General features: G+C 69.1%; 24 protein-coding genes and 1 pseudogene. 12 read left to right on the top strand and 13 right to left on the bottom strand.

From position 1 onward, the window contains the following. Positions 1–1,149: pseudogene (locus ACJ8AN_RS37550) on the bottom strand (vitamin B12-dependent ribonucleotide reductase); the annotation flags it as partial. Between the two features lie 585 nt (positions 1,150–1,734). Between ACJ8AN_RS37550 and ACJ8AN_RS37545 the strand changes: the two are divergent. Then, positions 1,735–2,070, top strand: a complete 336-nt coding sequence (locus tag ACJ8AN_RS37545; RefSeq protein ID WP_407760414.1) for a (2Fe-2S) ferredoxin domain-containing protein — start codon at positions 1,735–1,737, stop codon at positions 2,068–2,070. A 91-nt stretch (positions 2,071–2,161) separates the two neighbouring features. On the opposite strand, the gene ACJ8AN_RS37540 is transcribed toward ACJ8AN_RS37545, so the two are convergent. Together ACJ8AN_RS37540 and ACJ8AN_RS37535 are read right to left on the bottom strand one after the other, a co-directional pair. Next, on the bottom strand, positions 2,162–2,872 hold the full coding sequence (locus ACJ8AN_RS37540) for a Bax inhibitor-1/YccA family protein (protein WP_407760413.1): 711 nt from the start codon (positions 2,870–2,872) through the stop codon (positions 2,162–2,164). A 114-nt stretch (positions 2,873–2,986) separates the two neighbouring features. After that, on the bottom strand, positions 2,987–4,453 hold the full coding sequence (locus ACJ8AN_RS37535; RefSeq protein WP_407760412.1) for a hypothetical protein: 1,467 nt from the start codon (positions 4,451–4,453) through the stop codon (positions 2,987–2,989). A gap of 201 nt (positions 4,454–4,654) precedes the next feature. On the opposite strand from ACJ8AN_RS37535, the gene ACJ8AN_RS37530 reads away from it, so the two are divergent. Continuing rightward, entirely contained in the window at positions 4,655–6,307 is a 1,653-nt protein-coding gene (locus ACJ8AN_RS37530) for a thiamine pyrophosphate-binding protein (protein WP_407760411.1), read from the top strand. On the opposite strand, the gene ACJ8AN_RS37525 is transcribed toward ACJ8AN_RS37530, so the two are convergent. Both ACJ8AN_RS37525 and ACJ8AN_RS37520 read right to left on the bottom strand, forming a co-directional pair. Further along, complete coding sequence (locus ACJ8AN_RS37525; protein WP_407760410.1) at positions 6,295–7,152, bottom strand: alpha/beta fold hydrolase; 858 nt, start codon at positions 7,150–7,152, stop codon at positions 6,295–6,297. The two genes, ACJ8AN_RS37530 and ACJ8AN_RS37525, sit on opposite strands and share 13 nt — an antisense overlap. A 42-nt stretch (positions 7,153–7,194) precedes the next feature. Then, a complete protein-coding gene (locus tag ACJ8AN_RS37520) occupies positions 7,195–7,596 on the bottom strand; it encodes a cyclic nucleotide-binding/CBS domain-containing protein (RefSeq protein WP_407760409.1) in 402 nt (133 codons plus the stop codon). 88 nt (positions 7,597–7,684) lie between these two features. Between ACJ8AN_RS37520 and ACJ8AN_RS37515 the strand changes: the two genes are divergently transcribed. Continuing rightward, entirely contained in the window at positions 7,685–8,233 is a 549-nt protein-coding gene (locus ACJ8AN_RS37515) for an isochorismatase family protein (protein WP_407760408.1), read from the top strand. A 6-nt stretch (positions 8,234–8,239) separates the two neighbouring features. Here ACJ8AN_RS37515 and ACJ8AN_RS37510 read toward each other — a convergent pair whose 3' ends face one another. The 6 genes from ACJ8AN_RS37510 to ACJ8AN_RS37485 all read right to left on the bottom strand — a co-directional run bounded on the left by ACJ8AN_RS37510 (position 8,240) and on the right by ACJ8AN_RS37485 (position 13,407). After that, on the bottom strand, positions 8,240–9,118 hold the full coding sequence (locus ACJ8AN_RS37510) for a metal ABC transporter permease (RefSeq protein ID WP_407760407.1): 879 nt from the start codon (positions 9,116–9,118) through the stop codon (positions 8,240–8,242). Next, complete coding sequence (locus ACJ8AN_RS37505; protein ID WP_407760406.1) at positions 9,099–9,920, bottom strand: metal ABC transporter ATP-binding protein; 822 nt, start codon at positions 9,918–9,920, stop codon at positions 9,099–9,101. The genes ACJ8AN_RS37510 and ACJ8AN_RS37505 overlap by 20 nt, the downstream gene beginning before the upstream one ends. Then, the gene (locus ACJ8AN_RS37500; RefSeq protein ID WP_407760405.1) at positions 9,907–10,626 is read right to left on the bottom strand and encodes a hypothetical protein; all 720 of its coding nucleotides are present in this window, start codon (positions 10,624–10,626) and stop codon (positions 9,907–9,909) included. Before ACJ8AN_RS37500 ends, ACJ8AN_RS37505 begins: the two co-directional genes overlap by 14 nt. Before the next feature lie 3 nt (positions 10,627–10,629). After that, on the bottom strand, positions 10,630–11,553 hold the full coding sequence (locus ACJ8AN_RS37495) for a metal ABC transporter substrate-binding protein (protein ID WP_407760404.1): 924 nt from the start codon (positions 11,551–11,553) through the stop codon (positions 10,630–10,632). Positions 11,554–11,577: 24 nt separating this feature from the next. Next, entirely contained in the window at positions 11,578–12,921 is a 1,344-nt protein-coding gene (locus ACJ8AN_RS37490) for a zinc-regulated TonB-dependent outer membrane receptor (RefSeq protein ID WP_407760403.1), read from the bottom strand. A gap of 69 nt (positions 12,922–12,990) precedes the next feature. After that, positions 12,991–13,407: a hypothetical protein gene (locus tag ACJ8AN_RS37485; RefSeq protein ID WP_407760402.1), complete on the bottom strand. Its 417-nt coding sequence runs from the start codon at positions 13,405–13,407 to the stop codon at positions 12,991–12,993. A 126-nt stretch (positions 13,408–13,533) separates the two neighbouring features. Between ACJ8AN_RS37485 and ACJ8AN_RS37480 the strand changes: the two genes are divergently transcribed. From ACJ8AN_RS37480 to ACJ8AN_RS37455, 6 genes are all read left to right on the top strand, one after another. Then, the gene (locus tag ACJ8AN_RS37480; protein ID WP_407760401.1) at positions 13,534–13,875 is read left to right on the top strand and encodes a Rieske (2Fe-2S) protein; all 342 of its coding nucleotides are present in this window, start codon (positions 13,534–13,536) and stop codon (positions 13,873–13,875) included. Positions 13,876–13,998: 123 nt separating this feature from the next. Beyond that, complete coding sequence (folE, locus tag ACJ8AN_RS37475; protein WP_407760415.1) at positions 13,999–14,562, top strand: GTP cyclohydrolase I; 564 nt, start codon at positions 13,999–14,001, stop codon at positions 14,560–14,562. Next, the gene (locus tag ACJ8AN_RS37470) at positions 14,559–15,989 is read left to right on the top strand and encodes an FAD-binding oxidoreductase (RefSeq protein ID WP_407760400.1); all 1,431 of its coding nucleotides are present in this window, start codon (positions 14,559–14,561) and stop codon (positions 15,987–15,989) included. The genes folE and ACJ8AN_RS37470 overlap by 4 nt, the downstream gene beginning before the upstream one ends. 225 nt (positions 15,990–16,214) lie before the next feature. Continuing rightward, the gene (locus ACJ8AN_RS37465) at positions 16,215–16,964 is read left to right on the top strand and encodes an RNA polymerase sigma factor RpoD/SigA (protein ID WP_407760399.1); all 750 of its coding nucleotides are present in this window, start codon (positions 16,215–16,217) and stop codon (positions 16,962–16,964) included. Positions 16,965–17,096: 132 nt separating this feature from the next. Beyond that, complete coding sequence (locus ACJ8AN_RS37460; RefSeq protein WP_407760398.1) at positions 17,097–17,528, top strand: hypothetical protein; 432 nt, start codon at positions 17,097–17,099, stop codon at positions 17,526–17,528. Then, positions 17,525–19,375, top strand: a complete 1,851-nt coding sequence (locus tag ACJ8AN_RS37455) for an AMP-dependent synthetase/ligase (RefSeq protein WP_407760397.1) — start codon at positions 17,525–17,527, stop codon at positions 19,373–19,375. Before ACJ8AN_RS37460 ends, ACJ8AN_RS37455 begins: the two co-directional genes overlap by 4 nt. Before the next feature lie 102 nt (positions 19,376–19,477). Here ACJ8AN_RS37455 and ACJ8AN_RS37450 read toward each other — a convergent pair whose 3' ends face one another. Together ACJ8AN_RS37450 and ACJ8AN_RS37445 are read right to left on the bottom strand one after the other, a co-directional pair. Next, the gene (locus ACJ8AN_RS37450) at positions 19,478–19,708 is read right to left on the bottom strand and encodes a twin-arginine translocase TatA/TatE family subunit (protein WP_407760396.1); all 231 of its coding nucleotides are present in this window, start codon (positions 19,706–19,708) and stop codon (positions 19,478–19,480) included. Between the two features lie 74 nt (positions 19,709–19,782). Continuing rightward, positions 19,783–20,784: a sensor histidine kinase gene (locus ACJ8AN_RS37445; RefSeq protein ID WP_407760395.1), complete on the bottom strand. Its 1,002-nt coding sequence runs from the start codon at positions 20,782–20,784 to the stop codon at positions 19,783–19,785. Between the two features lie 198 nt (positions 20,785–20,982). Here ACJ8AN_RS37445 and ACJ8AN_RS37440 point away from each other — a divergent pair, with 198 nt between their 5' ends. The 3 genes from ACJ8AN_RS37440 to ACJ8AN_RS37430 all read left to right on the top strand — a co-directional run bounded on the left by ACJ8AN_RS37440 (position 20,983) and on the right by ACJ8AN_RS37430 (position 23,060). Further along, positions 20,983–21,354, top strand: a complete 372-nt coding sequence (locus ACJ8AN_RS37440) for a response regulator (RefSeq protein ID WP_407760394.1) — start codon at positions 20,983–20,985, stop codon at positions 21,352–21,354. Between the two features lie 90 nt (positions 21,355–21,444). Continuing rightward, complete coding sequence (locus ACJ8AN_RS37435; protein ID WP_407760393.1) at positions 21,445–21,774, top strand: SCP2 sterol-binding domain-containing protein; 330 nt, start codon at positions 21,445–21,447, stop codon at positions 21,772–21,774. 113 nt (positions 21,775–21,887) lie between these two features. Continuing rightward, positions 21,888–23,060, top strand: a complete 1,173-nt coding sequence (locus tag ACJ8AN_RS37430; protein WP_407760392.1) for a CaiB/BaiF CoA transferase family protein — start codon at positions 21,888–21,890, stop codon at positions 23,058–23,060. Positions 23,061–23,382 lie beyond the last annotated feature (322 nt).

The raw sequence follows: 23,382 nt of genomic DNA, 5'->3' as shown, positions 1-23,382 counted from the left end.
GCAGGCCGAGTCGTCGAGGAACATGTACTCGGAGCACGGGTTGGACGCGTTGATGCGGTCCGTGTTCGAGCAGGTGTGCCAGGTGTTGATGGTGCTGTCGAACTGCAGGCCCGGGTCACCGCACAGGTGCGCCGCCTCCGAAATCTCCCGGAACAGCTCGCGCGCCTTGTAGGTGTCCATGGGACGCCCGTCGCGCACCGCGCGCGTCGTCCACGCGCTGTCGTTCACCACCGCGCGCATGAACTCGTCCGTCACGCGCACCGAGTTGTTCGAGTTCTGGAAGAACACCGACGAGTACGCCTCGCCGTTGAAGCTCGGATCATACCCGGCCTCGATGAGCGCCCAGGCCTTCTTCTCCTCGGTGGCCTTGCAGCGGATGAAGTCCAGCACGTCCGGATGGTCCGCGTTGAGGATGACCATCTTCGCCGCGCGGCGCGTCTTGCCGCCGCTCTTGATGACGCCGGCGAAGGCGTCGAAGCCCTTCATGAAGGAGACCGGGCCGGACGCGGTGCCGCCGCCCGCCAGCAGCTCCTTGCTCGAGCGCAGCGTGGACAGGTTGCTGCCCGTGCCCGAGCCGTACTTGAAGAGCATGCCCTCCGTCTTCGCCAGCCCGAGGATGGACTCCATGGAGTCGCCCACCGAGTTGATGAAGCACGCCGAGCACTGCGGGTGCTCCTCCACGCCCACGTTGAACCAGACCGGCGAGTTGAAGGCCGCCTTCTGGCGCAGCAGCAGGTGGGTGAGCTCGGCGTGGAACGTGTCGCGGTCCGTCGCCGTGGCGAAGTAGCCGCCCTCGGCGCCCCAGCGCGTAAGGGTGTCCACCACCCGGCCCACCAGCCGGCGCACGCTCGTCTCGCGCTCGGGGGTGCCGGGCGTGCCCCGGAAGTACTTCGAGGCCACCACGTTGGTGGCCAGCATGGACCAGGACTTGGGCACTTCGATGTTCTTCTGCTCGAAGACGGACTTGCCGTCCTCGCCGGAGATGGACGCCGTGCGCAGCTCCCACGCGAGCTCGTCAGCGGGATCCACCCCGGGCGTCGTGAAGAAACGCTCCACCGTCAGGCCGCCGCCGGGGACTCTCGCCCTCAGTCCCGCCGCCGTCTCCTTGCCGTCCAGAACTGCTGCCGTGGCGCTCAGGTCGTGCTCCATGGTCCCTCCCACTGCTCTCACTCAGCGTGTGAATGCAAAATTTGCAAAAAGCCAAGCCCGCGAGATCTCTCGGGATCGAGTGATCTCGATTCGACACGTCTCCCCCTGGGTGGGAGGAGGTGCGTGGCGAGGGGTCAAAATCTCAATTTTTGGGATTTCGCCTGCTCGTCCGTCCAGCAGGCAGGTAGGCAAAGGTACGATCTTCGTTCCGGGCTCGTCAAGGTTCTCTGTCCCCCAGATCTTGTGCCCGTCATCAGTGCACCACCTACAGATAGGGGAGTGTGACCGAGCCAACGGTCCACATCCGGAACGCCCACCGCGGTGCCGAGCCGCGCCGGGGGTGCCGATCTAAAGCCTGCTCGGCTGGCGATCAACTCTCTTGAACAGCCCTCTGTGAAGTGGAGCTTCAATGGGTGACGAGTCATGTAGCGTCACTCCTGCGGAAAGGTCGATGATCACTAGCGGATGTTTGCTGAGAGTCTGTGCACGAATCGTCCGGCCGCCTAGGGTCCCAGGCAAGAAAGGGGCAGGAGGCACCCGGGCGGGATAGTCGCTTTTGGACGAAGGGCGCGTTAGGAGGCCGACATGCCCCCCTTCAAGCGTCACGTATTCGTCTGTACCAACCGTCGCCCGGATGGGCACCCCAAGGGCTGTTGCGCCACCAAGGGGGCCGAGGAGATCCGCGCCGCCTTCAAGGAGGAGCTGGAGAAGCGGGGCCTCAAGGGGCAGATGAGGGCCAACGCCGCCGGGTGCCTGGATACGTGCGCGTTCGGCGTGTCGGTGGTCGTCTACCCCGAGGGCACCTGGTACGGCGGGGTGAAGCCCGAGGACGTGCCCGCCATCGTGGACGAGCACCTCGTGGGAGGCCGCCCCGTGGAGCGGCTGCTGATGCCGTTCTCGCGCAAGAAGGCCGAGGAGTAGGCGCGGGCCGGAGCTCTCGAGCGGGCATGAAAAAGGCGGTGGGCCCCGAGGGAACCCACCGCCCGTGACTCATCCGAGCCGTATGCGCCGGTTAGCGGCGGCGATCGCCGAAGAGGCGCAGCAGGGCGAGGAAGAGGTTGATGAAGTCCAGGTACAGCGACAGCGCGCCGACGATGCTCACCGTGGCGGCCGAGCTGTAACCCGAGGCGGCGTGCATCTCGCGCAGCTTCTGGGTGTCATACGCGGTGAGGCCCGCGAAGACGACGACGCTGGCGCACGCGGTGACGAAGGACAGCGCCGAGCTGTGCACGAAGAGCTGCACCACGCTGGCGATGACCACGCCGATGAGGCCCATGAAGAGGAACGTGGACCAGCCGCTGAGGTTCTTCTTGGTGAACGTGGCGAAGGCGCTCATCGCCCCGAAGGTGCCCGCCGTCATCATGAAGGCGCTGCCGATGGAAGCCGCCGTGAAGACGTGGAAGAGCACCGAGAAGGTGAGTCCGGTGAGCGCCGAGTACGCGACGAAGAGCGCTCCAGCCACCGCGCCGGACAGCCGCGTGGCCATGCCCGACAGGGCGAACACCAGGCCGAGCTGCGCGATGAACAGCACCCAACGCACGTTGAGCACCGTCTGCATCAGCTGCGGAGAGGCCGCGGTGAAGAGCGCCACCAGGCCCGTAATGGAGAGCCCGGCGAACATCCAGCCGTACACGCGCGACATGAAGGCGCGCTGGGACTCCTGCACGAGGACGTCATTCACCTCGGCGCGAGCCGTCTGCCAACCGGGAGTTTCCCAAGCCATGAATCCTGCTTCCTTTCCTTGCACCCGGGCGGGTCCTCCCGCCCGACGCGAGCTTTATAACGCGCCTACAACCGCCATGTGCGGCTTCCCTTCCCGGCTGTCCGCCACCCGGGATTAGAGCGCCTTCCAGGCCATCAGCAGCTTCTGGGCGACCTCGGTGGTGATGAGGGGCAGCACGCCGCCCCCTCCCACGATGTTCACGATCTCCGAGGTGGAGCCCCGGCACACGCCCCCCCAGGCCGGCTGCTTCGCCAGTCCCACCGAGGCATACGCCGAGTAGTCCACGTGCAGGCGCAGGCTCGTCAGGCCGCTCTCCTCGCACAGCAGGTGCTCCTCGGGGGTGGTCTCCACCACCTCCTGCACCACGAAGCCACCTCCGGCCGGGTCCGTGGCCGCCCGCTCGCACAGCTCCGCCCAGGTGGGCACCATGCCGTAGGCGGCGCGCGCCCGCTCCTCGAACGCCGGAGTGCCCACCGAGCGGCCGAGGTACACCGCCCGGCCTCCGTAGTCCCACGCCCGCTTGAGGACGAAGCGGCGGGGCTCGGCGGCCACGCGCGCGACCAGGTCGTCCACGCGCTCGCCATCCGGACCCACGCCCGCGCCGTGCCGGAAGGGCCGCGTCCAGGGCACCGAGTCGCGCACCGCCTCCAGCTCCTCGGGCGTCAGGCCCGCGGCCTGCGCGAGCTCGGGCTCCACCAGCGACTGGGAGAGCAGGGCGAACGTCGTCTTCACCTCCACCGGAGACACGGGCGGGTTGAGCAGCACCGCCTTGCGCCCGGGCACCGTGCCGAAGAAGTCCGACATCCACGGCGCCGGCGTCTCCTCCAGCCGCCGCACGAAGAGGTGCCGGTACACCAGGTCGTAGCGCTTGCCGCGCGCCTCGAAGTACTCGTCGCCGGAGACCTCGTCCGGGTGGATGACGTCCGCGTCCGCGCCGAACTCACGGAAGCGCTCGCACAGGTAGCGCTGCTCGGTGATTTGCGCGTCATTGCGGCGGCAGAGCAGGGCCACGGTGTTGGGCGTCTGGCCGTCGCGCTCCGCCGCATAGCCATCCAGCAGGGCGCGGTAGAGCGCGAGCGCGTTGCTGCCGTTGGCGGAGATGACCGCGTAGAGGGCCTTCTCGGGGTAGCGGAAGTGCCGGGCCACCACCTCGATGAAGGTGCGCGCGGCGATGTCCGAGTAGCCCTGCATGGCCGGAATGGTGGCGTTGAGCTCCAGCGCGCGCGGCTTCGAGTCCACGAAGTAGTCCACCCGCGTGGTGGCCAGCCGCTTCACGTTGGTGAAGGTGCGCTCGGTGAGCTCGCGCTCCAGCGGGGAGAGGCCGCCGAGCACCAGCTCGCGCTTGTCTCCGGCGAGCGCCGCCTGCGTCATCTTCACCGTGGCCGAGGCCAGGTGCGCGGAGAGCGTGGCGCGCTGGCGGATCTCCGCCGCGTCGAGGATGACGGGGGTGGCGGTGACGGGGATGGGCCGGGTGGAGCCGTCCTTCTGGGTGACGGCCAGGCCTCGCGCGTAGGCGGTACGCGCCAGCTCGGGTCCGAAATGGACGGCCTGACGCCGCAGCACTTCCAGGAGTTCTTGCACGGGGGATCCCTCTTGGCTCACGCGCCCTTCCTAACCCGGCTGGGGGCCTCGGGGGAGCGTCTTCGACATGACGGAGAGGGGATTGTCGCGCCGGTCCAGGGGGCGGCCGGGCATCCAGGGCCTTCCAGGGCGGCTCGATTCGAGGATGATGGCCCGACTTCCGAGGTTCCGGTTACTCCGAAGACAGGGAGGAAGCACCGCATGGGCATGGTCACCGGAGGACAGCTCGTCGGACGGATGCTGAAGAAGGAGGGCGTCCGGCACATCTTCACCCTCTCGGGGCTGCACGTGGCCCCCATCTACGCGGGCTGCGTGGAGGAGGGCATCCACATCATCGACACCCGCCACGAGCAGGCGGCCGCCCATGCGGCGGATGCGTATGCCCGGGTGACTCGGGGCGTGGGCGTGGCGGTGGTGACGGCGGGCCCCGGCGTGACGGATGCGCTCACCGGCGTGGCCAATGCGTACGCGGCCAGCTCACCCATGATTCTGCTGGGTGGCGCGGCCCCCATCTTCAACCAGAGCCGCGGCTCGCTGCAGGAGATGGAGCAGGTGGACCTCTTCCACCGCATCTCCAAGTGGTCGGATCGCATCCCCACGCCCGAGCTGGTGCCGGCCTACCTGGCCAAGGCCTTCCGCGTGGCGCTCTCCGGGCGGCCCGGGCCGGTATTCCTGGAGCTCGCCTGGGACGTGCTCTGCAACGGCGTGGACGAGGACGCCGTGCAAATCCCTCGGAGCTACCGTACGGACGCGCGGCAGGCGCCCGACCCGCGCATGGTGGACGAGGCGATGGCGCTGCTGAAGACCGCCGAGCGCCCCGCCATCATCGCGGGCTCGTCGGTGTATTGGGATGGGGCGTGGGACTCGCTGCGGCGCTTCGCGGAGACGGCGCAGGTGCCCGTGTACCTCAACGGCGCGGGCCGCGGCTGCCTGCCGGCGAACCATCCGCTCTTCTTCCAGCACACGCGCAAGGACGCGCTGAGCGGGGCGGACCTGGTGTTCGTCATCGGCACGCCCTTCGACTTCCGGCTCAACTACGGCGCCGAGCCCACCTTCAGCGCCGAGTCGAAGATCGTCCAGGTGGACATCGACCCCGTCGAGGTGGGGCGCAACCGCGTGGTGGACGTGGGCATCATCGCGGACAGCTACAGCGCGCTCACCGCCTTCGCGGACGCGGCGCCCCGGGGCAAGCGTGACGCGTTCCTCTCGCGACTGCGCGAGCGCGAGCAGAAGAAGCTGCGCGACCTGGAGCAGTGGACGAAGGACGACGGTGTGCCCATCCACCACTACCGGCTGGCGAAGGAGATGTCGGACGTGGCCAACGGGCCAGGGCAGGATCCCGTGTTCATCGCCGATGGCGGCAACTGGGTGGCGATGGCCGCCAAGGTGATTGAATTGCGGCGGCCGGGCCGGTGGTTGGATCCAGGCCCGCTCGGGTGCCTCGGCGTGGGGGCGCCGTTCGCGCTCGCGTCCAAGGTGCTGCACCCCGAGCGCACGCATTGGATCATCCAGGGCGATGGCTCGTTCGGCCTCAACGGCATGGACTACGAGACGGCGGTGCGCTTCAAGCTGCCCATGGTGTGCGTGGTGGGCAACGACGCCGCCTGGGGGCAGATCCGTCTTCCCCAGGTGCAGATGTTCGGCGAGGACAAGTCGCCGGCCACGCTCCTGGCGCCCACCCGCTACGACAAGATCGTCGAGGCGTTCGGCGGCCACGGTGAGCTCGTGACGGAGCCGGCACAGATCCGCCCCGCGCTCGAGCGCGCCCTGGCCAGCGGCACCGTGGCGTGCGTCAACGTGATGCTCGACCCGGACGCGCCGGTGAAGGCGGGCGCCATGGGCTACGCCGTCTGATTCGAGGTGTGACCGGGCACCGTGTCGGGGAACGTGAGGATGCGCCGCGCGCACTCCTCCGGGTGCTCCAGCGGGAAGAGGTGGGTGCCGGGCTGCTCCTCTGCGCGGACGCCGGGGAGCGTGCGCTTCACGCGCTCCAGCGCCGGGGGCAGGAGCGTGTCCGAGTCGCTCCCGCGCACCACGAGCGACGGCACCGCCACCGAGCGCAGCTTCCGCCACACTCCGTGCGGAGAGGTCTCGAAGACGCGGGCCTCCCAGGCCGTGGGGATGCTGAGCCGGAAGCCACCTTCGGGCGCCTCGGTCAGGCCGTGGGTGATGTAGTCCTGGAAGCACTCGGGATCGAAGTGCAGGAAGAGCGCCTTCTTGCGGTAGCTCGTGGCGGCCTCCTCGCGGGAGCCCCAGTGCTCGCGGCGGCGCCGGGCCAGGCTCGCGGGGGGAATCCGGTGCCGCATTCCGAGCAGGCCCAGTGCCTGGATGAGCAGCGCGCGCGAGCCCGTGAACAGCACCGGATCCAACGCCACCACGGCCCGGAAGAGCCCCGGGTGCTTCACCGAGGCGAGCAGCGTCGCCACGCCGCCCATGCTGTGGCCCACGCCGACCACGCCCTCGAGCCCTCGTGCGCGCAGGGCCTGGGCCAGATCGTCGGCCAGGTCGTCCCAGTTCCGCATCGAGCGGGGGTCCGTGCCCGGCACGAGCCAGCGGCCGCGCAGGGTGAAGACGTGGTAGCGCGGCTTCAGGAGCTCGATGAGCTTGCGGTAGGTGCCCGGGGGAAAGCCGTTGGCGTGCGCGAGGTGCAGCACCGGGCCGGTGCCACCCCAGTCATCCAGTTGCAGGGGGGTGCTCATCGCGCTCCCGCATACCGCAGGCGACCCTCGCTGTCTTGCCTCTCAGCCCACCCGCGGCGGCTCGTCGATGTCCTGCGCGAGGAAGCGGATGACGTCCGCGGGGGTGATGATCCCCAGCAGCCGCTGCTCGCGCACCACGGGCAGGTGGTGGATGCGGTGCTTACGGAAGAGCTGCATCACCTCGTCGGTGAGGTCGAACTCGTCCACGGTGTGCACGGGCGACGTCATCACCTCGTCCGCGCGGGTGTGCAGCGAGCGGCCCGCCAGCAGGGCGCTCATGATGTCGTCCTGGCTGATCATCCCCAGCACGCGCCCCTCGGAGCTCGTCACCGGCACGCCGCCGATGTGTGCCTCGGCGAAGAGCAGGGCGATCTCCGAGAGCGGAGTTTCGGGGGAGACGGACTTCACCGGCGCGGTCATCAGGTTGCGGGCGTGTCCCTTCATACCTCCGAGATTGGACACGCGTTGGGGGGGCGTCAATCTCCCACGCGGCGTGCTTGACGCGTCCGCGTGGCTTCGGACAATCCCCCTCATGCCTTCCTTCCACCTCAAGAGAGACCAGACCGCGCTGCTCGTGATCGACATCCAGGAGCGCCTGTGCGCCGCCATGGATCGCGACGGGCTCGACCGGATGATCAACCGCACCAACGCCGCCATCGAGGGCGCCAAGGCGCTCGAGCTGCCCGTGCTCGTCACCGAGCAGTACCCCAAGGGTCTGGGGTCCACGCACTCGCTGGTGAAGATGCGGCTGGGCAACTACTCCGCCGTGGAGAAGCTCGAGTTCAGCGCCTGCGTGCCGGACGTGACCGCGAGGCTCGGTGCTCGCAAGCAGGTGCTGCTCGTGGGCATGGAGACGCATGTCTGTGTCTTCCAGACGGTGCGCGACCTGACGGAGAAGGGCTACACCCCGTTCCTGTGCGCGGACGCGGTGATGTCGCGTCACGCGGAGGACCGGCGCGTGGGCCTGGAGCTGTGCCGCGAGGCGGGGGCCCACATCATCACGGTGGAGACCGCGCTGTTCGACCTGCTCGGGTGCGCGGGCACACCCGAGTTCAAGAAGGTCTCCGCCGCCGTCCGTTAGGCCCTCTCAGCGAGCCCCGCGCGTGAAGAGCTGTTTCACCCCACGCGCGAGGAACGCCAGCACCACGAGCATTCCCGCGCACACCGTCTGCGAGCCGCCCACGGGGAAGTTGTAGAAGTAGGCGAAGAGGTAGCCGCCCAATCCGGCCACGGCTCCCGTGACGGTGGCCAGCAGGAAGGTCCACGGCAGCCGCAGGTCGAGCATCAGCGCGGCGATCGCGGACAGGGTGGAGAAGGCGAACACCGGCAGCGCGCCGAGCGCCCGCGCCGACACGCCCACCATCAACCCGATGGAGATCATCAGCACCGAGTCGAGCGCTCGCACCGGCAGCCCCTGCACCATGGCCCCGGTGCGGTCGAAGCTGGCGAAGGTGAGGCCGCGGAACCACCACAGGTGGAGCACGAGGATGAGGGCCCCCGACACGGCCACCGCGAGGAGCTGCTCGCGCTCCACCAGCACCGCCGTGCCGAAGAGGATGGCCTCGACGTCGTGGGCCTCCTGCGAGATGCGGTCTCCCACGAGGATGGCCGCGCCGCCGGTGAGCGCATAGGCCAGGCCGAGCATGCTCTCGCGGGTGAGCCGCAGCCGGGTGGGCTCCAGCATCAGGAGCAGCGTGGCCAGCAGCGCCATGAGCACCGCGCCCAGGGTGGGCGCCACGTGCAGGCCCAGGTGGATTTCGGTGAAGAAGGCCAGCGCGACGCCCAGGCCGGCCGATTGCGTCACCGCGGCGCTGACGAACACCATGCGCCGCAGCACCACGTACACGCTGAGGAATCCCAGCACGCCCCCGGCGATGAGGGCGCACAGCATGGGATCCCGGAACAGCTCATAGGCGTCCCAGAACTGGGTCCAGGAAGAGGTCGTCTCAACCAGCTGCGGGTCCACGAGGGTGTCCTGTCGGGGTGGGGCTGGGGCAGTAGTCGTCACCGTACTGGTGGCGGAAGGCGGGATGGCAGAAGACCGTGTTCGCGTCCCCGAGGACCACGGCCGGTGCTTCCTTGTCCACGAAGAGCAGCTGGTCGGCGAACTCGGCGGCCACGCGCAGGTCGTGGCTCACCACCACCACCGCGAGGCTCTTCGCGCGGGCCAGCTCCGCCAGACGCTTCATCGTCTCGCGCTCGGCCACGGCGTCCATGGCGGCGGTGGGCTCGTCGAGCAGCACCAGGTCCGCCTCGGTGGCCAGCACCCGCGCGAGCAGGGCGCGCTGCTTCTGGCCCTCGGACAGCTCGCGGTAGGGGCGGTTGGCGATGGGGCCCGCTCCGGCGGACTGCAGCGCCGACTCCACCGCCACCCGGTCCTTGTGCGTGGAGAAGGGCTTGAGGAAGTTCCACCCGGACAGCCGGCCCCAGTGCACCAGCTCGCGCGCGCGCACCGGCAGCAGCGAGTCGATGCCGGAGGTCTGCGGCACATACGCGCTCTTCACGTGCTCGCCCGCGCGGAACACGCGGCCGGACACCGGGGGCTGCAGGCCCAGCAGCGTCTTGAACCACGTGCTCTTGCCCGAGCCGTTCCGGCCGATGACGGCCAGGAAGGTGCCTCGGCGCACCTGGAGGTTGATGGGCGGCAGCAGCGGCTGGCCCTGGTAGCCGATGACCAGGTTCTCGCAGCACAGGAGCAGGTCCTCCTGGTGCGGGTGCGTCGTGGGCTGCGACGCCGCTTGCGTCGAAGCCTCCTCACCGGTTGCCACGGGTCACCTCCGCCTCGGGTGTGAAACGGGCCAGTTGCTCGAGCAGCACCTTGCGCGCCTCGGGGTTGGCCATGCCGTTGATGTTCACCACGCCGCTCCCGTCCTGGGTCAGCGTGCTCCAGTCCACGGCATCGAAGAGCGCGGCCGTCAGCGCCAGGTCCAGGTCCAGCTTCGCCTGGGGCGGAGTCGAGCGGTCCGACGGCAGGTCCACCGCGCCGTCGAGCACCGCCACCGGCTCGTCGCCGTCCGCCGTCGTGAGGTCCAGCTTGAAGCGGCGCTCACCGGAGAAGCGCGGCGTGGCGCGGCTGTCGCGCACGGTGCCCTCGAAGTGCAGCGACTGGACGCCCCAGCGGCCCTGGGACACCTGCGTTTCGGGCAGTGCGCACCCGGGCTCGCAGCCCACAGCGCGTGGCTCCGAGGCCAGGAGGTTGAAAGGCTCGCCCACGGGGAGCGTCACCACCAGGTTGGAGCCACCGCCACCGCCCGCGCTGGCGAGCAGCTCGATGCTGGACAGCCGCAGCGAGGCCGATTCCACGCGCACCTGATAGTCCGAGGCCAGCCGCTGGTAGTCGTTATCGGCGGCCCGGTCGGAGAGCGGCTCGTAGGCGGTGTGCACGGTGGGCTCCACCACCGCGAAGCCCTGGCCGGGCTCCCACGCGCAGCCTCCGAGCGCGAGTCCGCACAGCAAGAGGAGGGGTTGGCGCATGGCTCAGGTCCCCTTGCCCTTCAGGCCGTTCTCGAGGCGCGTGACGAGGTCCTCGATGTGCTGGAGGTATGTCTTCCCGGCGCGGAAGTCGGTGCCGCCGGGGAGGACGACGAGCGGCGCGGGAATGAGATTGGACAGCTGGGTGCCGGTGGAGGACGGGTAGTAGTCCTCCTGGAGGATCATCCGGGCCTTCTTCTGGCGCGCCAGCCCGAGCACCTGGGCCACGTGGGCGGGGTTGGGAGGAATGCCCGGCTTGGGCTCGAGGTAGGCGATGGTGTCGAGGCCCAGCCAGTCGGACAGGTACGCGGTCGTCTTGTGGTAGGCGACGACGGGCGCGCCCTTCATCCCGGCCAGGCGCTGCTGCCAGCCGGGGATGGCCTTCTGCAACTCGTCGGTGAACTTCGCGAGGTTGGCGCGGTAGGCGTCCGCGTTCTTCGCATCCAGCGAGCTCATGCGGTCGGCGAGGCCCTTGGCCACGGCGATGCCCGCGCGCGGGTCATAGAGGAAGTGGGGGTTGCCGCCCGGGTGCACGTCGCCCTGGCTGCGGTCCACGGGCGTGGCGGGCGACTCCAGCGTGTGGACGAACTGGGACACCTCCACGTAGCCGGGGCTACCGGAGAGGATGCGCGCGTTGCGAGCGCCGTTCTGGAGCGTGGGCAGCCAGCCGATCTCCAGCTGCAGGCCGATGGCGAGCAGCAGGTCCGCGCGGTTGAGGTCGAGGGCCAGGTTGGGCTTGGCGTCCACGAAGTGGGGGTCCTGCGTGGGCACCGACAGCGAGGTGACCTGCACGTGGTCGCCGCCCACCGCCTTGGCGATGGCCGCGAGGTCCGGCACGGTGGTCACGACCTTCAGGTCGGCGTGGGCGGGGAGGGCGAGGAGGACGCAGAGGGCGGCGCTCAGGGGCGCGAGGAACTTGAAGAGGCTCATGGAAGACTCCGGAGCGAAAGAGGTTCAGAAGGCGTGAGCGCCGTGAGCGCCCATCACCACTTCGAGTGCGAGGAAGACCGAGTAGTCCGGGCGGTCGCGCCAGCCGATGAGATCGGTGGCGCCCTGCAGGCGCAGGCGGGAGAACTCGGTGGGCCAGAAGGTGACGTTGGCGGAGATGCGCTGGCGGTTGGCGGTCCACTCGGGGTCGAGCGGATCGTCCGCGACGAGGCCGTTGCTGTTGTGGGCCGGGGTACCGAACTCGTAGCGGCCGGCGGCGGCCCAGCGTTGGGCGAAGCGCCAGAGGACCTGGCCGTACCCGTTGAGGTCGGAGAGCACGTCCTGGGGCACCTGCCGGCGCCGGTAGAAGAGCTCTCCCTGCAGGGTCACCAGCGTATGGCTGCCTCCCGAGACGGGCCGGTACTTGAGGTACACGTCCGTGCCGAACACGTCGGAGCGGTTGTGGTAGCCGGTGGGGTTGGGCCCGTTGGCGGCCGACAGGCCCCACAGGAGCGACAGGTCATCCGACAGCGGGAAGAACTGCTTCACCGCGCCGGTGAACTGGAAGTCGAAGGGTGAGGTGACGCCGCCGTCCGCCGAGCCGAGGAAGCTGCGCGCGGTGCCCTCGCCGCTGGCGTCGGTGACCGAGCCCACCACCTCGAGGTACCAGGGCAGCGGGGAGAGCCAGGAGAGCTCGGTGCCGAGGCCGCGGTTGCCCTCGCCGCCGAAGACGCGGCCGAGGGCGAAGGGCTGGTCCACGAAGTCCCACGCGTGCGGGTGCGTGGGGTTGAGCCGGCCGAAGCGGGTGAGGAACTGCCCGGCGCGCAGCTGGAGGTTGGCGGGCAGGGCGGTGGTGGTGGCGTAGGCCTCCTCCACCTCGACGCCGAACTGGTTGAAGACGATGTTGCCGGTGAAGCGGAAGTACGGGTCCACCGCCGTGTTGAGCGACATCTCCAGCTGCTGGAAGTTGAAGCCGCTCCCGGTGGGGTCATGTCCGCCGGTCTGCAGGGGCTCCTTCGAGCTGAAGGCCGCCCCCGCCACGTCCAGGACGAAGGAGAGGTCCAGCCCCTTGATGTTGATGTTCGAGGGGCTGAGCGTCACCCCGCTGGAGGCCGCCGGGGACGAGGTGTCGGAGGTGGTGCCCGACGCTTGAGCCGCGGCGGCGTCCTTGCCCATGGCCTCCTCGAGGGCCTTCAGGTCCTCGGCCGAGACGCCCGCGGGAGGAGTCTCCTCGGGAGGCGTGCCCGTGCCGGGGGTGGAGGGCGTGGCAGGCGTACCCGATTCCGGTGCGGTCTGGGCCGACGCGGGCAGGGCGAGACACAACGAGAGGAACACGACGGAGCCGGCGAGCCGGCGCGATGTGGGGAACACAGAGGACTCCTGGAAACCGGACGCCCCGCGTGAAGGCGGACGTCGACCCGGAACTTCGCTTCGACGGCGCTAGACGCGCGCCGGAGGCGAGGCCTTGGGGGCGGTATCGAGGACGGACAGTGAGCAGAGGGACCGGGGCGGCGCGGTGGCCGGGCGGCTCACCTCGAGGCAGGCCTGTTGGACGACGGCCTGCCCATCGGGGCCCGGAAGCTCCTGCCGCGTGCTGGCCGAGGCGAAGGCGCACTCCTCATGACGGAGCGGGCCTCCCGGCGAGGGCGGCAGTTTCTCGAAGGTCTTCGCGTCCAGGAGCTGCGCGGAGAGCGCCGTGCCGCCCTTCGTCGAGGACTCCTCGAAGGCGCGGTGCGTCGGGCAGTAGCGGTGGACGTGCTCCCGCGCGTGCAGGACGCCGAGGATCGGTTGAGCAACCCAGAGCGCCACCAGCAGCGTGGCGATGAGATGTCCAGCGATGTGGGCTCGGAGTCGCATCGGTCAGGAAGATGGTAATAATTTGCTCTACTGATCCCTTGGAGGGGTGTCAAGGGTGCGACGATGTGGCGGCCCACGTATTCACGCGGGGACGGGCGGCCCACGGCGGAGCGTTGGACGACGACGATGAACGGACAAGCAGATGAGCACTTCATTCCCGTGGCGCGTCTGGCGGACCTGGACGCGCGGGGCCGGGCGGTGGTGAGGGTAGGGGAGGAGTGGGTGGCCCTGGTCCAGGCCGACGGACGGTTGTATGGCGTTCAGCAGGCCTGTCCGCACGGGGGGGGCCCCATGTCGGAGGGCGACCTGGAGGGGTGCCTCCTCTACTGTCCCCTCCACGCCTGGGCCTTCGACGTCCGCACGGGTGACAGCCCGACGTATCCCGGCGAGCGGGTGCGCATCTACGCTGTACGCGTCATCGGGGACGAGATTCAGGTGGCGGCTTCGGCTAGCTTGCGCGCGCCCTGAGGTACCTCGGCTCGAAGGACGCAAGGAGCTCCATCCGTGGGAAACCCCCGAGTTGCGCGTGACGCCTCGCGTGGCGTGAAGTCCCGGCCCGCCCCCGCTGGTGCGAAGCCCGATCGGGCCGCCATGGCCGTGGCCATCCAGGACTTCCTGCGCGCGGCGGGGCTGCCGTTGAACAGCGATCCCAACCTGGTGGGCACGCCGGAGCGGGTGGCCTTGGCCTGGGCGGACGAGTTCCTCGATGGCTACGGCCGCACGCCCGAGGAGGCGCTGGGCGAGACGTTCCCGGCGCCGTCGAGCTCGTCCGGAGAGCTGGTGGTGGTGACGGACCTGCGCTTCCAGTCCATGTGCCCGCACCACCTGCTGCCCTTCGAGGGCCGGGCGCATGTGGCCTACGTGCCGGAGAAGCGGGTGGTGGGCTTCGGCCGGCTGAGCGCGCTGGTGGACTGCTTCGCGCACCGGCTCATCCTCCAGGAGGACCTGGCGCGCGAGGTGGCCTCGTCGCTGGCGCGCGTGCTGAAGAGTCCGGCCACCGCCTGCATCATCGAGGCGGAGCAGGCATGCCTGCGCATCCGGGGAGACCGGCAGCGCGACGCCCGCACGCACGCCGAGGCCTACGAGGGCAAGCTGCGCAAGGACGGAGCCCTGCGCCGCGAGCTGTGGGCACGGCTGGGAGCCACGAGACGATGAGCCTGCCCGCGGAGCGGACCTTCCCCCGAGTGGACCCCTCGCTCCTCGAGCGCGCGCATGCCGTGCTGGTGGAGGTGCTCTCGCCCGGCCAGGTGCGCCGCGACGAGTCCACGCTCCACGACTACTCCAAGGACGAGTCCGACTCGGGCGTCTATCCGCCGGACCTCGTGGTGTTCCCCGAGAACACCGCGCAGGTCTCCGCCGTGTTCCGCACCTGCCAGTCGCTCGGGGTGCCCTTCACGCCCTGCGGGGCGCGCAGCGGGAAGAGCGGTGGCTCGCTTACCCTCCGAGGGGGCGTGGCGGTGAGCCTGGAGCGGATGAACCGCATCCTCTCCGTGTCGGTGGAGGACCTCACGGCCGTGGTGCAACCGGGTGTCATCACCGGCGAGTTGATGAAGGCGGTGGAGGAGCAGGGCCTCTTCTACCCGCCGGATCCCAACTCGTGGGAGTTCTGCACGATGGGGGGCAACGTGGCGGAGAACGCCGGAGGCCCCCGGGCGCTCAAGTACGGCGTCACCCGCGACTACGTCATTGGCCTGGAGTGGGTGCTGCCGAGCGGCGAGGTGCTCCGCGTGGGCCGCCGCACCATCAAGGGCGTGGCGGGCTACGATCTGGTGGGCCTCTTCGTGGGTTCCGAGGGCACGCTCGGGGTGGCCACCGAAATCACCCTCCAGCTCATCCCCAAGCCCCGGCACGTGAAGACGGCGCTCGTCGTCTTCGACTCGGTGCACACCGCCGCGCGGGCCATCACCGCCGTGCTCGCCGCGGGCATCCTCCCGCGCACCCTGGAGCTCATCGACGACGTGGCCCTCAAGGCCGTGGACGGCCGGGGCTTCAACTTCCCGCCCGGCGCCGGCTCGGCCGTCATCGCCGAGGTGGATGGCAACATCGAGGAGGGCCTCTTCGCCGAGCTCGCGCAACTCGGAGACATTTGTGAACGGCATGGCGCCAGGGAAGTGCTCGTGGCCCAGGACGAGTCCCAGCGCGAGAAGCTCTGGGCCGCCCGCAGGGAGGTTTCCCGGGCCCTGCGCACCCTCCGGCCGGCCAAGGTTTCGGAAGACATCGCGGTACCCCGGTCCCGTATTCCCGACATCATCCTCGCGCTGAAGAAGATGGGTGAGGAGCTGGGCCTGCTGGTGGCTACCTATGGCCACGCGGGCGACGGCAACCTGCACGCCAACATCCTCTATGAGGGCCCGCACCAGCGCGCCCTGGTGGAGACGGCCATCCGCCGCATGTTGGAGCTCACCGTTTCCATGGGCGGCACCATCACGGGCGAGCACGGCGTGGGCCACGCGAAGCGGGAATATCTGGCACTCGAGCAATCCGAGCCCGTCCTGGAGCTCCAGCGCCGTCTGAAGGGCTTCTTCGATCCTTCAGGCTTGTTGAATCCCGAGAAAATCTTTCCCGCGCCCAAGCGTTCTTAGTCCTACGCGGACACGCGCGCTCCTCCGAGCGGAAGGTCATTTCCCACCCGGATCCGGGGTCCGACACACCCCCGTGACACACCCCGGGCCTGCTTGTCGAAAGGGTAAGCGGGAGAAATACCCCGGAAGGGAAATGAGAAACCCTTCGCCACGTTGTGCGTCCTAGGGATGTGGACGCGGAACTGGGGCGAGCGCGTCCGACATAAGGAAACGGAGACGCGACACATGGCGAACAGGACGATGAAGTATGGAGCCGAGGGCCTGTCGCACTACCTGCGTCACCTCGGGGATCATTCGCAGCTGACCCGAGAGCAGGAGTACGAGTTGGCCCGGCGCGCTCGCAAGGGTGATGAATCGGCGCGGCAGACGCTCGCGACGAGCAATCTGGCCTTCGTGGTGGCGGTGGCGAAGAAGTTCGCCAACCGTGGGGCCCGCCTGGACGACCTCATCCAGGAAGGCAACGTGGGCCTGATGAAGGCGATCGAGCACTTCGATCCGAAGAAGAACGTGCGCTTCGCCACCTACGCGGTGTGGTGGATCCGCGCCTACATCACCCGCTACCTCAAGGACAACCGCAGCCAGGTGCGCGGCGGTGAGGCCGAGCGCGGCAGCATGACGGACTTCTCGCTCGACGCGAGCATCGACGAGGAAGGCGAGACGACCTTCCTCGACCGGCTCGAGGACGGCGGCCCCTCGCCCCAGGAAGTGTTCCTGGGCCGCGAGCAGACGACGGAAGTGCAGGAGGCGCTGGCCAAGGTGCGCAAGCGCATTGGCGACCTGGGGTGGGACATCCTCCAGGAGCGGCTCACGCAGGACAAGCCGCGCACGCTGGAGGAGCTGGGCCAGCGCTGGGGCGTGTCGCGCGAGCGCGTGCGGCAGGTGGAGCTCAAGACGAAGAACTTCCTCGAGCGCTACCTGGCGGCCTTCAATCAGGACGAGGAGATGGACTCCTCTTCCTCCGCCGACGCCGCCTGACCTCGGGGACAGGCTCCATGTCCGCTACCAGACGGGGCGGTACTCCGGTGCAACACGCACTGTGGGTACCGCCTCTGTCGTTGCGGGACGGTGGGTTGTGGGGGGCGGAAAGCGCGTGCTAACACGCTCGGTATGCGGTCGATTTCACTTGCCCTTTTCTTCCTGGCCGCCCTTCCGGCCCTGGCCGCGACCCCCGAGGAGCTGTCCTCCTGGGAGGGCCTGTATGCCCGCCGCGGGGACGCCTCGCTGAAGATTGAGCGGATGTACGAGCGGGGCGGCCCCCTGCTCGCCAAGGGGCGCGACTACTTCGAGCTGCCCGGGCCCAAGCGTGACCTCGAGAAGTCCGCCACTCACTTCCAGAAAGCTCTCGCCAAGCACCCCGAGTCGCTGCGCGGCTGGCTGTTCCTGGCCGAGACGCTGCTCGCCGATGGCGAGGAGAAGAAGGCACAGGAGGCCATCATGAAGGTGACTCGAGGCAGTGTGGCGTATGACCCGGCCGAGGGCCAGCGCGCCCAGGGGTTGTCGAAGAAGGTCCAGGCCGACATCGAGGAGGAGCTCAAATGAGGGTGGAAACCCCGCTGGCCACTCCCGCTTCGCCCGCACGCAACCTCGTCGAGTTGCTGCTGCAACGTGCACAGACGCCCGCCAAGGTGGCGGCGAGTTGGAAGACGGGAGGCCGCTGGGAGGACGTCCCCTGGGGGCGCATCCTCGAGGACGTGAAGGCGCTGTCCGCCGGCCTCATCGCCCAGGGGGTGAAGCCCGGGGATCGCGTGGCCGTCTTCGCCGACACCAGCCTGCAGTGGGTGGTGTGCGATCTGGCCATCTCCGCCGCCCAGGCCATCACCGTCCCCATCTACGCGTCCAACACGCCGGAGGAGGCCCGCTACATCCTCAACCACTCCGAGGCCTCGCTCGTCTTCGTGGACCATGACGAGGCGACGCCCAAGCAGCCCGGGCGCGCCACCCGCCTGCGCCAGCGGCTCGCCGAGTGTCCTGGCGTGCGCAAGGTGGTCCTCTTCGAGGGCCCGGTCTCGGGGGAGCAGGAGCTCTCGCTCGCGGACCTCATGGCCCGGGGGCGCGAGGCCCACGGGGCCCGGCCCGAGTCCTTCGACGAGCGCGTGCGCGCCATGGGGCCGGACGACGTCTGCTGCATCATCTACACCTCCGGCACTACGGGAGATCCCAAGGGCGTGCTGCTCACCCACGGCAACTGGGCCTACGAGGCCAACGGGGTGAAGGGCATCGGGGTGATGACGCCCTCCGACTCGGTGATGATGTTCCTGCCGTTCGCGCATTCCTTCGGGCAGGTGGTGAAGGCCGCGTGGCTCGCCATGGGCTTCCGCATGGTGTTCGCCGAGTCCACCGAGAAGCTGATGGACAACCTCATGGAGACGCACCCCACCGTCCTCCCGGCGGTGCCGCGCGTCTTCGAGAAGGTCTTCAGCAAGGTGGTGGCCGATGGCACCGCCGAGCCCGGGCTGAAGGGCCGGCTGGTACGCTGGGCCTTCGCGCTCTTCGACGAGTACGTGGAGGCGCGCAACCAGGGCCGCGAGCCTCCCCAGGTGGGTCTGGCGCTGGCGCGCAAGCTGGTGTTCAGCAAGGTGCGCGCGAAGCTCGACGCGAAGCTGGGCGGCAACCTGCGCCTGTTCGTCTCCGGCGGCGCGCCCCTGTCCCCGAAGATCGCCTGGTTCTTCGACCTGCTCGGCTACAAGGTGCTGGAGGGCTACGGCCTCACCGAGACCTCCGCCGCCACCACCGTCAACCTGCCGGACCGGTTGAAGATCGGCAGCGTGGGCCCGCCCATGCCCGGCTCCGAGGTGAAGATCGCCTCCGACGGCGAAATCCTCATCCGCGGCCCCGGGGTGATGAAGGGCTACTACAAGAACCCCGAGGCCACCGCCGAGGTGCTCGAGTCCGACGGGTGGTTCCACAGCGGGGACATCGGTGAGGTGGACGTGGACGGCTACGTCCGCATCACCGACCGCAAGAAGGACATCATCGTCACCTCCGGCGGCAAGAACGTGGCGCCGCAGAACCTCGAGAACCTGCTCAAGACGTTCCCCCTCGTCAGCCAGGCCGTGGTCCATGGCGACCAGCGCAAGTACCTGGTGGCGCTCGTCACGGTGGCCGAGGAGCCCGCGCGCAAGCTGCTCACCGACAAGGGCGTGACGCCCGGCAACTACTCGGAGCTGTGCCGCCGGCCGGAGATCCACGCCGCGGTGCAGGCGGTCATCGACAAGGTGAACGCGGAGCTGCCGTCCTACAGCACGCTCAAGCGCTTCGCGGTGATGGAGGCGGACTTCAGCCAGGAGTCGGGAGAGCTCACCCCGAGCCTCAAGGTGAAGCGCAAGCACGTCAGCCTCAAGTTCAAGGCGGTGCTGGACGGCCTCTACGACAAGGACGGCGCGTAGGCGCGCGCCCCCGGCACGTCAAACGACGACGCCCGGGCCGCCTCTCCCACGGAGGGGGAGGCCGCTCGGGCGCGAGCTTCGGGGAACTTCGAGTGGGACGGCTCAGCCCTGGTGGCTGGTGCTGCGGGCGTTGACGTCCTTCTCGACGGCACCGTTGCTGGCGAGTGTCCCCGGCTTCTTCTCGTCGGCGGGCGTCTCGTCACCGGCGAAGCCGCGCTTGAAGTTGCGGATGGCGCTTCCCAGCGAGGAGCCGAGCTGAGGCAGGCGCGACCCCCCGAAGAGGAGCAGCAGCACTCCCATGATCAGCAGAATCTCCGACATCTTCAGACCCATCACGCACTCCTTGGAAAAGGCGTGGGCAGGATAGCCCCAGAGTGCGCGGGTCGCCAGCACGACGAAAGGGTGACTCAGGCCTGGATGCCCGCCGAGGTAGCGAGAGCGATGGGGAGTGTAAGGTAGAGGGTGGTGCCTCCCGCATCCGTTGTCACGCCAACCGAACCGCCGAGCGCCTCCACCTCCTGCCGGGCGAGCGTCAGACGCAGTGGATCCTCCAGCTTCTTCTCCCGGAAGGCCCGCTCCTCGCGTGCGAAGGTGAGGGCGGTTTCCTCCTCGGACGGAGGCACGCCGTCGCGCCGCACCTCCACCCGGAGGCGGCCACCGTCGGGACGCACCCGCACCCGGAGCTGCTCCCCGGCCTGGGCGCGCAGCAGGTGGTGACGGAGGAAGGCCTCCACGGCGTGCTGCACCCGGCCCGCGTCCACGTCCACCTCGGGCAGCGGCCCCTCCGGCAGCTCCAGGCTCAGCGCCACGCTCGCCGCACCCGCGGCCTCCAGGTGGTGCTCCACCGCCGTGGCGAGCAGGGGCTCGAGCGCCTGCCGCTCCTGTTCGCACGCCAGCATGCCCAGGTCGGCCCGGCTCGCGTCGAAGAAGTCCTGGGCGAAGGCGAGCGCCTTGTCCGTGTTGCGCAGGATGGTTTCCAGGCCCCGTTTCGCCTTGGGCTCGAGCGGAATGCGGCCGTTGAGCAGCAGCGCGGCGTAGGAGCGCACGTTGGCCAGGGAGCCCCGTAGATCGTGAGAGGCCATGCCCAGGTAGCGGGCGCGCCGGTGGATGAGCTCCTCGTCGCCCTCCACGGGCAGGGTCCACACCAGGCGCGCGCCGTCCTCCAGCGAGCGCTCGCCCGCCCGCACCCGCCGCCCCTCGCGCTCCCAGACGTCCACGCCCGGCAACCGGTGGAAGCCCACTCCCTCCAGCAGCTCCTCCAGGCTTTCCACGGCCTCGGGCAGCCGCTCCACGCCCAGATGGGAGCGCAGCCGGCCATCCACCTCGCGCAGGACGCCCCGCCTCGACAGGAGGGCGAACCCCGGCACCTCCTCTCCGGCCGCCTGCCGATGCTCCCCCTCGTACCTCACGCCTGCCGTGCTCTCGTCCATGGGTTAGGAAAACGGTGGGCAGGCAATGTCGATTTTGCAACGCGCCTGCCTTCCTGCCCTACGAGCCGGTTGATTTCCTCGTCACCTTCCCGCGCCTTGAGAGAAAATCGAGGGTGCGCGCATCCTCAGGAGAAGACTCTGTCCTCAGTCAATTTTCAGCACCCGGGCTCCCATGTCGTGCTGGTGGTCGATGACGACCCGGACATCCTCGAGGCCCTCTCCGAGATCCTCGAGGCCGAGGGCTTCGAGATCCGCCGCGCACGCAATGGCAAGGAAGCGCTCGATCGGCTCGAGCCGGATCCTCCCCAGCTCATCCTGTTGGACCTGATGATGCCGGTGATGGACGGCTGGGAGTTCGCCCAGCGCATGCGGCAGCGGCCGTCCGTGGCCGGCATCCCCCTCATCGTGCTCAGCGCGGACCGCAACGTGGGCAGCAAGGCCACGGACATCGGCGCGGTGGGCCACCTGGCCAAGCCCTTCGAGCTCAACGACTTGCTGGACATGGTCCGCCGCTCGCTGGGTCAGGCCCAGGCCAGTGCCGGCCGCTGAGCCCCTTCTCACGGCTTGACCGGCCCGGGCACCGTCACTACGGTCCGGGCCGGCGTTGATTCACCAATCAATCCCTCAAAGGAGCGAGTCATGGCGAGTGCGCAGGAGATCATCGAGAAGGACATCCCGGCCACGCTGCAGCAGAAGCCAGAGCTGGCCAAGGACATCAACTCGGTCATCCACTTCAACATCACCGGCGACAACGGCGGCACCTGGACGCTGGACTGCACCAAGACGGACGGCTGGGTGACGAAGGGCGCCGAGGGCACCCCGAAGATGACCGTCACCGTCAGCAACGACGACTTCGTGAAGATCCGCTCCAAGCAGCTCAACGCCCAGATGGCGGCCATGCAGGGCAAGCTCAAGTTCAAGCCGATGGACATGGGCCTCGCCATGAAGCTGGCGAAGCTGCTCGGCTAGAGTGACCGGAGCGGCGCCCTCGGGCGCCGGGCTCCACGGGCGGCGCGTGCTCCTCCTCCGGGGCCGCGCCGCTTCTTTTTTGTCCCCCTCCCCCCAACCCCCACTCCCCCACCATGAACACGCTCCCCCTGTCCGGACTCAAGGTCCTGGATCTCTCCCGTCTGCTGCCGGGTCCCTACGCCACGCTGGTGCTCGCCGACCTGGGCGCCACGGTGGACAAGGTCGAGGACCCCGGCGGCGGTGACTACATCCGCCAGATGCCGCCCCTGCGCGAGGACGAGAGCGCGCTCTTCTACGGGCTCAACCGCAACAAGCGCTCGCTCACGCTCGACCTCAAGTCCGCCGAGGGGCGCGAGGCCCTCCTGCGCCTGGCGAGCGGCTACGACGTGCTGGTGGAGAGCTTCCGGCCCGGCGTCATGGACAAGCTGGGCGTGGGCTTCAGCGCGCTGCACGCGCGCAACCCGCGGCTCATCTACTGCTCCATCTCCGGCTACGGGCAGACGGGACCGGACCGGCTCAAGGCGGGGCATGACCTCAACTACGCGGCGCGCGCGGGCGTGCTCGGCTACGGCGGGCGGGCGGACGGAGCGCCGGCCTTCCCCGGCGTGCAGCTCGGTGACATTGGTGGCGGGAGCCTCTTCGCGCTGGTGGGCCTGCTCGCGGCGCTCCACGAGCGCGAGCGCACCGGCCAGGGCCGCTTCGTGGACGTGTCCATGACGGATGGCGCCGTGGCCTTCCTGCACATGCACCTGGCGGCGCGCCTGGCCATGGGCGAGCACGGCCAGCCGTTGCGGCGCGGCCGCGAGGCCCTCAATGGCGGCTATGCCTGTTACGGGCTGTACCGCACCCGCGACGGCCGCTACCTCGCCGTGGGCGCCCTGGAGCCCAAGTTCTTCGCCGGGGTGTGCGAGGTATTGGGACGCCCGGAGTTGCTCGCGGACGCGTACGACACGGGCGAGGCCGGCGAGCGCGTGAAGGCCGAGCTCTCGCGCCTCTTCGCCGAGCACCCGCTGGCGTATTGGAAGGAGCGCTTCGCCGGCACCGACGTCTGCGTGGAGCCGGTGCTCGAGGGCGACGAGGTGCTCGAGGATCCCCAGCTGCGCGCGCGTGGCCTTTTCGTGGATTCCGAAGACTCCCAACGCGGGCGCAAGGTGACGCACCTGCTCACGCCCCTGCGCATGGGAGAGACACCGCTGCGTCCTCCGCCTGCTTTGGGACAGCACTCCCAGAAAATTCTTTCGGAGGCTGGCTTTAGCCCCGAAGAAATTGAAAAGCTTGTCAGCTAGGATTTGACAGGAATTAGAGGGCACCCCGGAGCGGAAGATTCCCCCGACAGGAATCGGGGATCTCCCGCAAAGGGTGGGGGTCTGTCTTTACCCGCTCCCCAGGCAATAAGAGACATGCGATTTTGAGGCGTGCCGAGTGGGGGGCTCGCATTTCTCTGCCAGTGACGTCCGGTCTCGAAGCCGGGGGGGATAGCATCGGATGAGTGGAATCAACGTGCCGGTCAGGCCAAATCACGTGAACCCCGTGAGGGGCGTAATTCATTGACAGTCGGGCGGTTGACACCCGCCAACGGCGCAGTGGACCTTTGACGGACACAGGAAG

Source organism: Archangium sp. (assembly GCF_045802675.1).
Taxonomy (GTDB): domain Bacteria; phylum Myxococcota; class Myxococcia; order Myxococcales; family Myxococcaceae; genus Archangium.
This window is presented reverse-complemented; position numbering and strand designations above follow the sequence as displayed.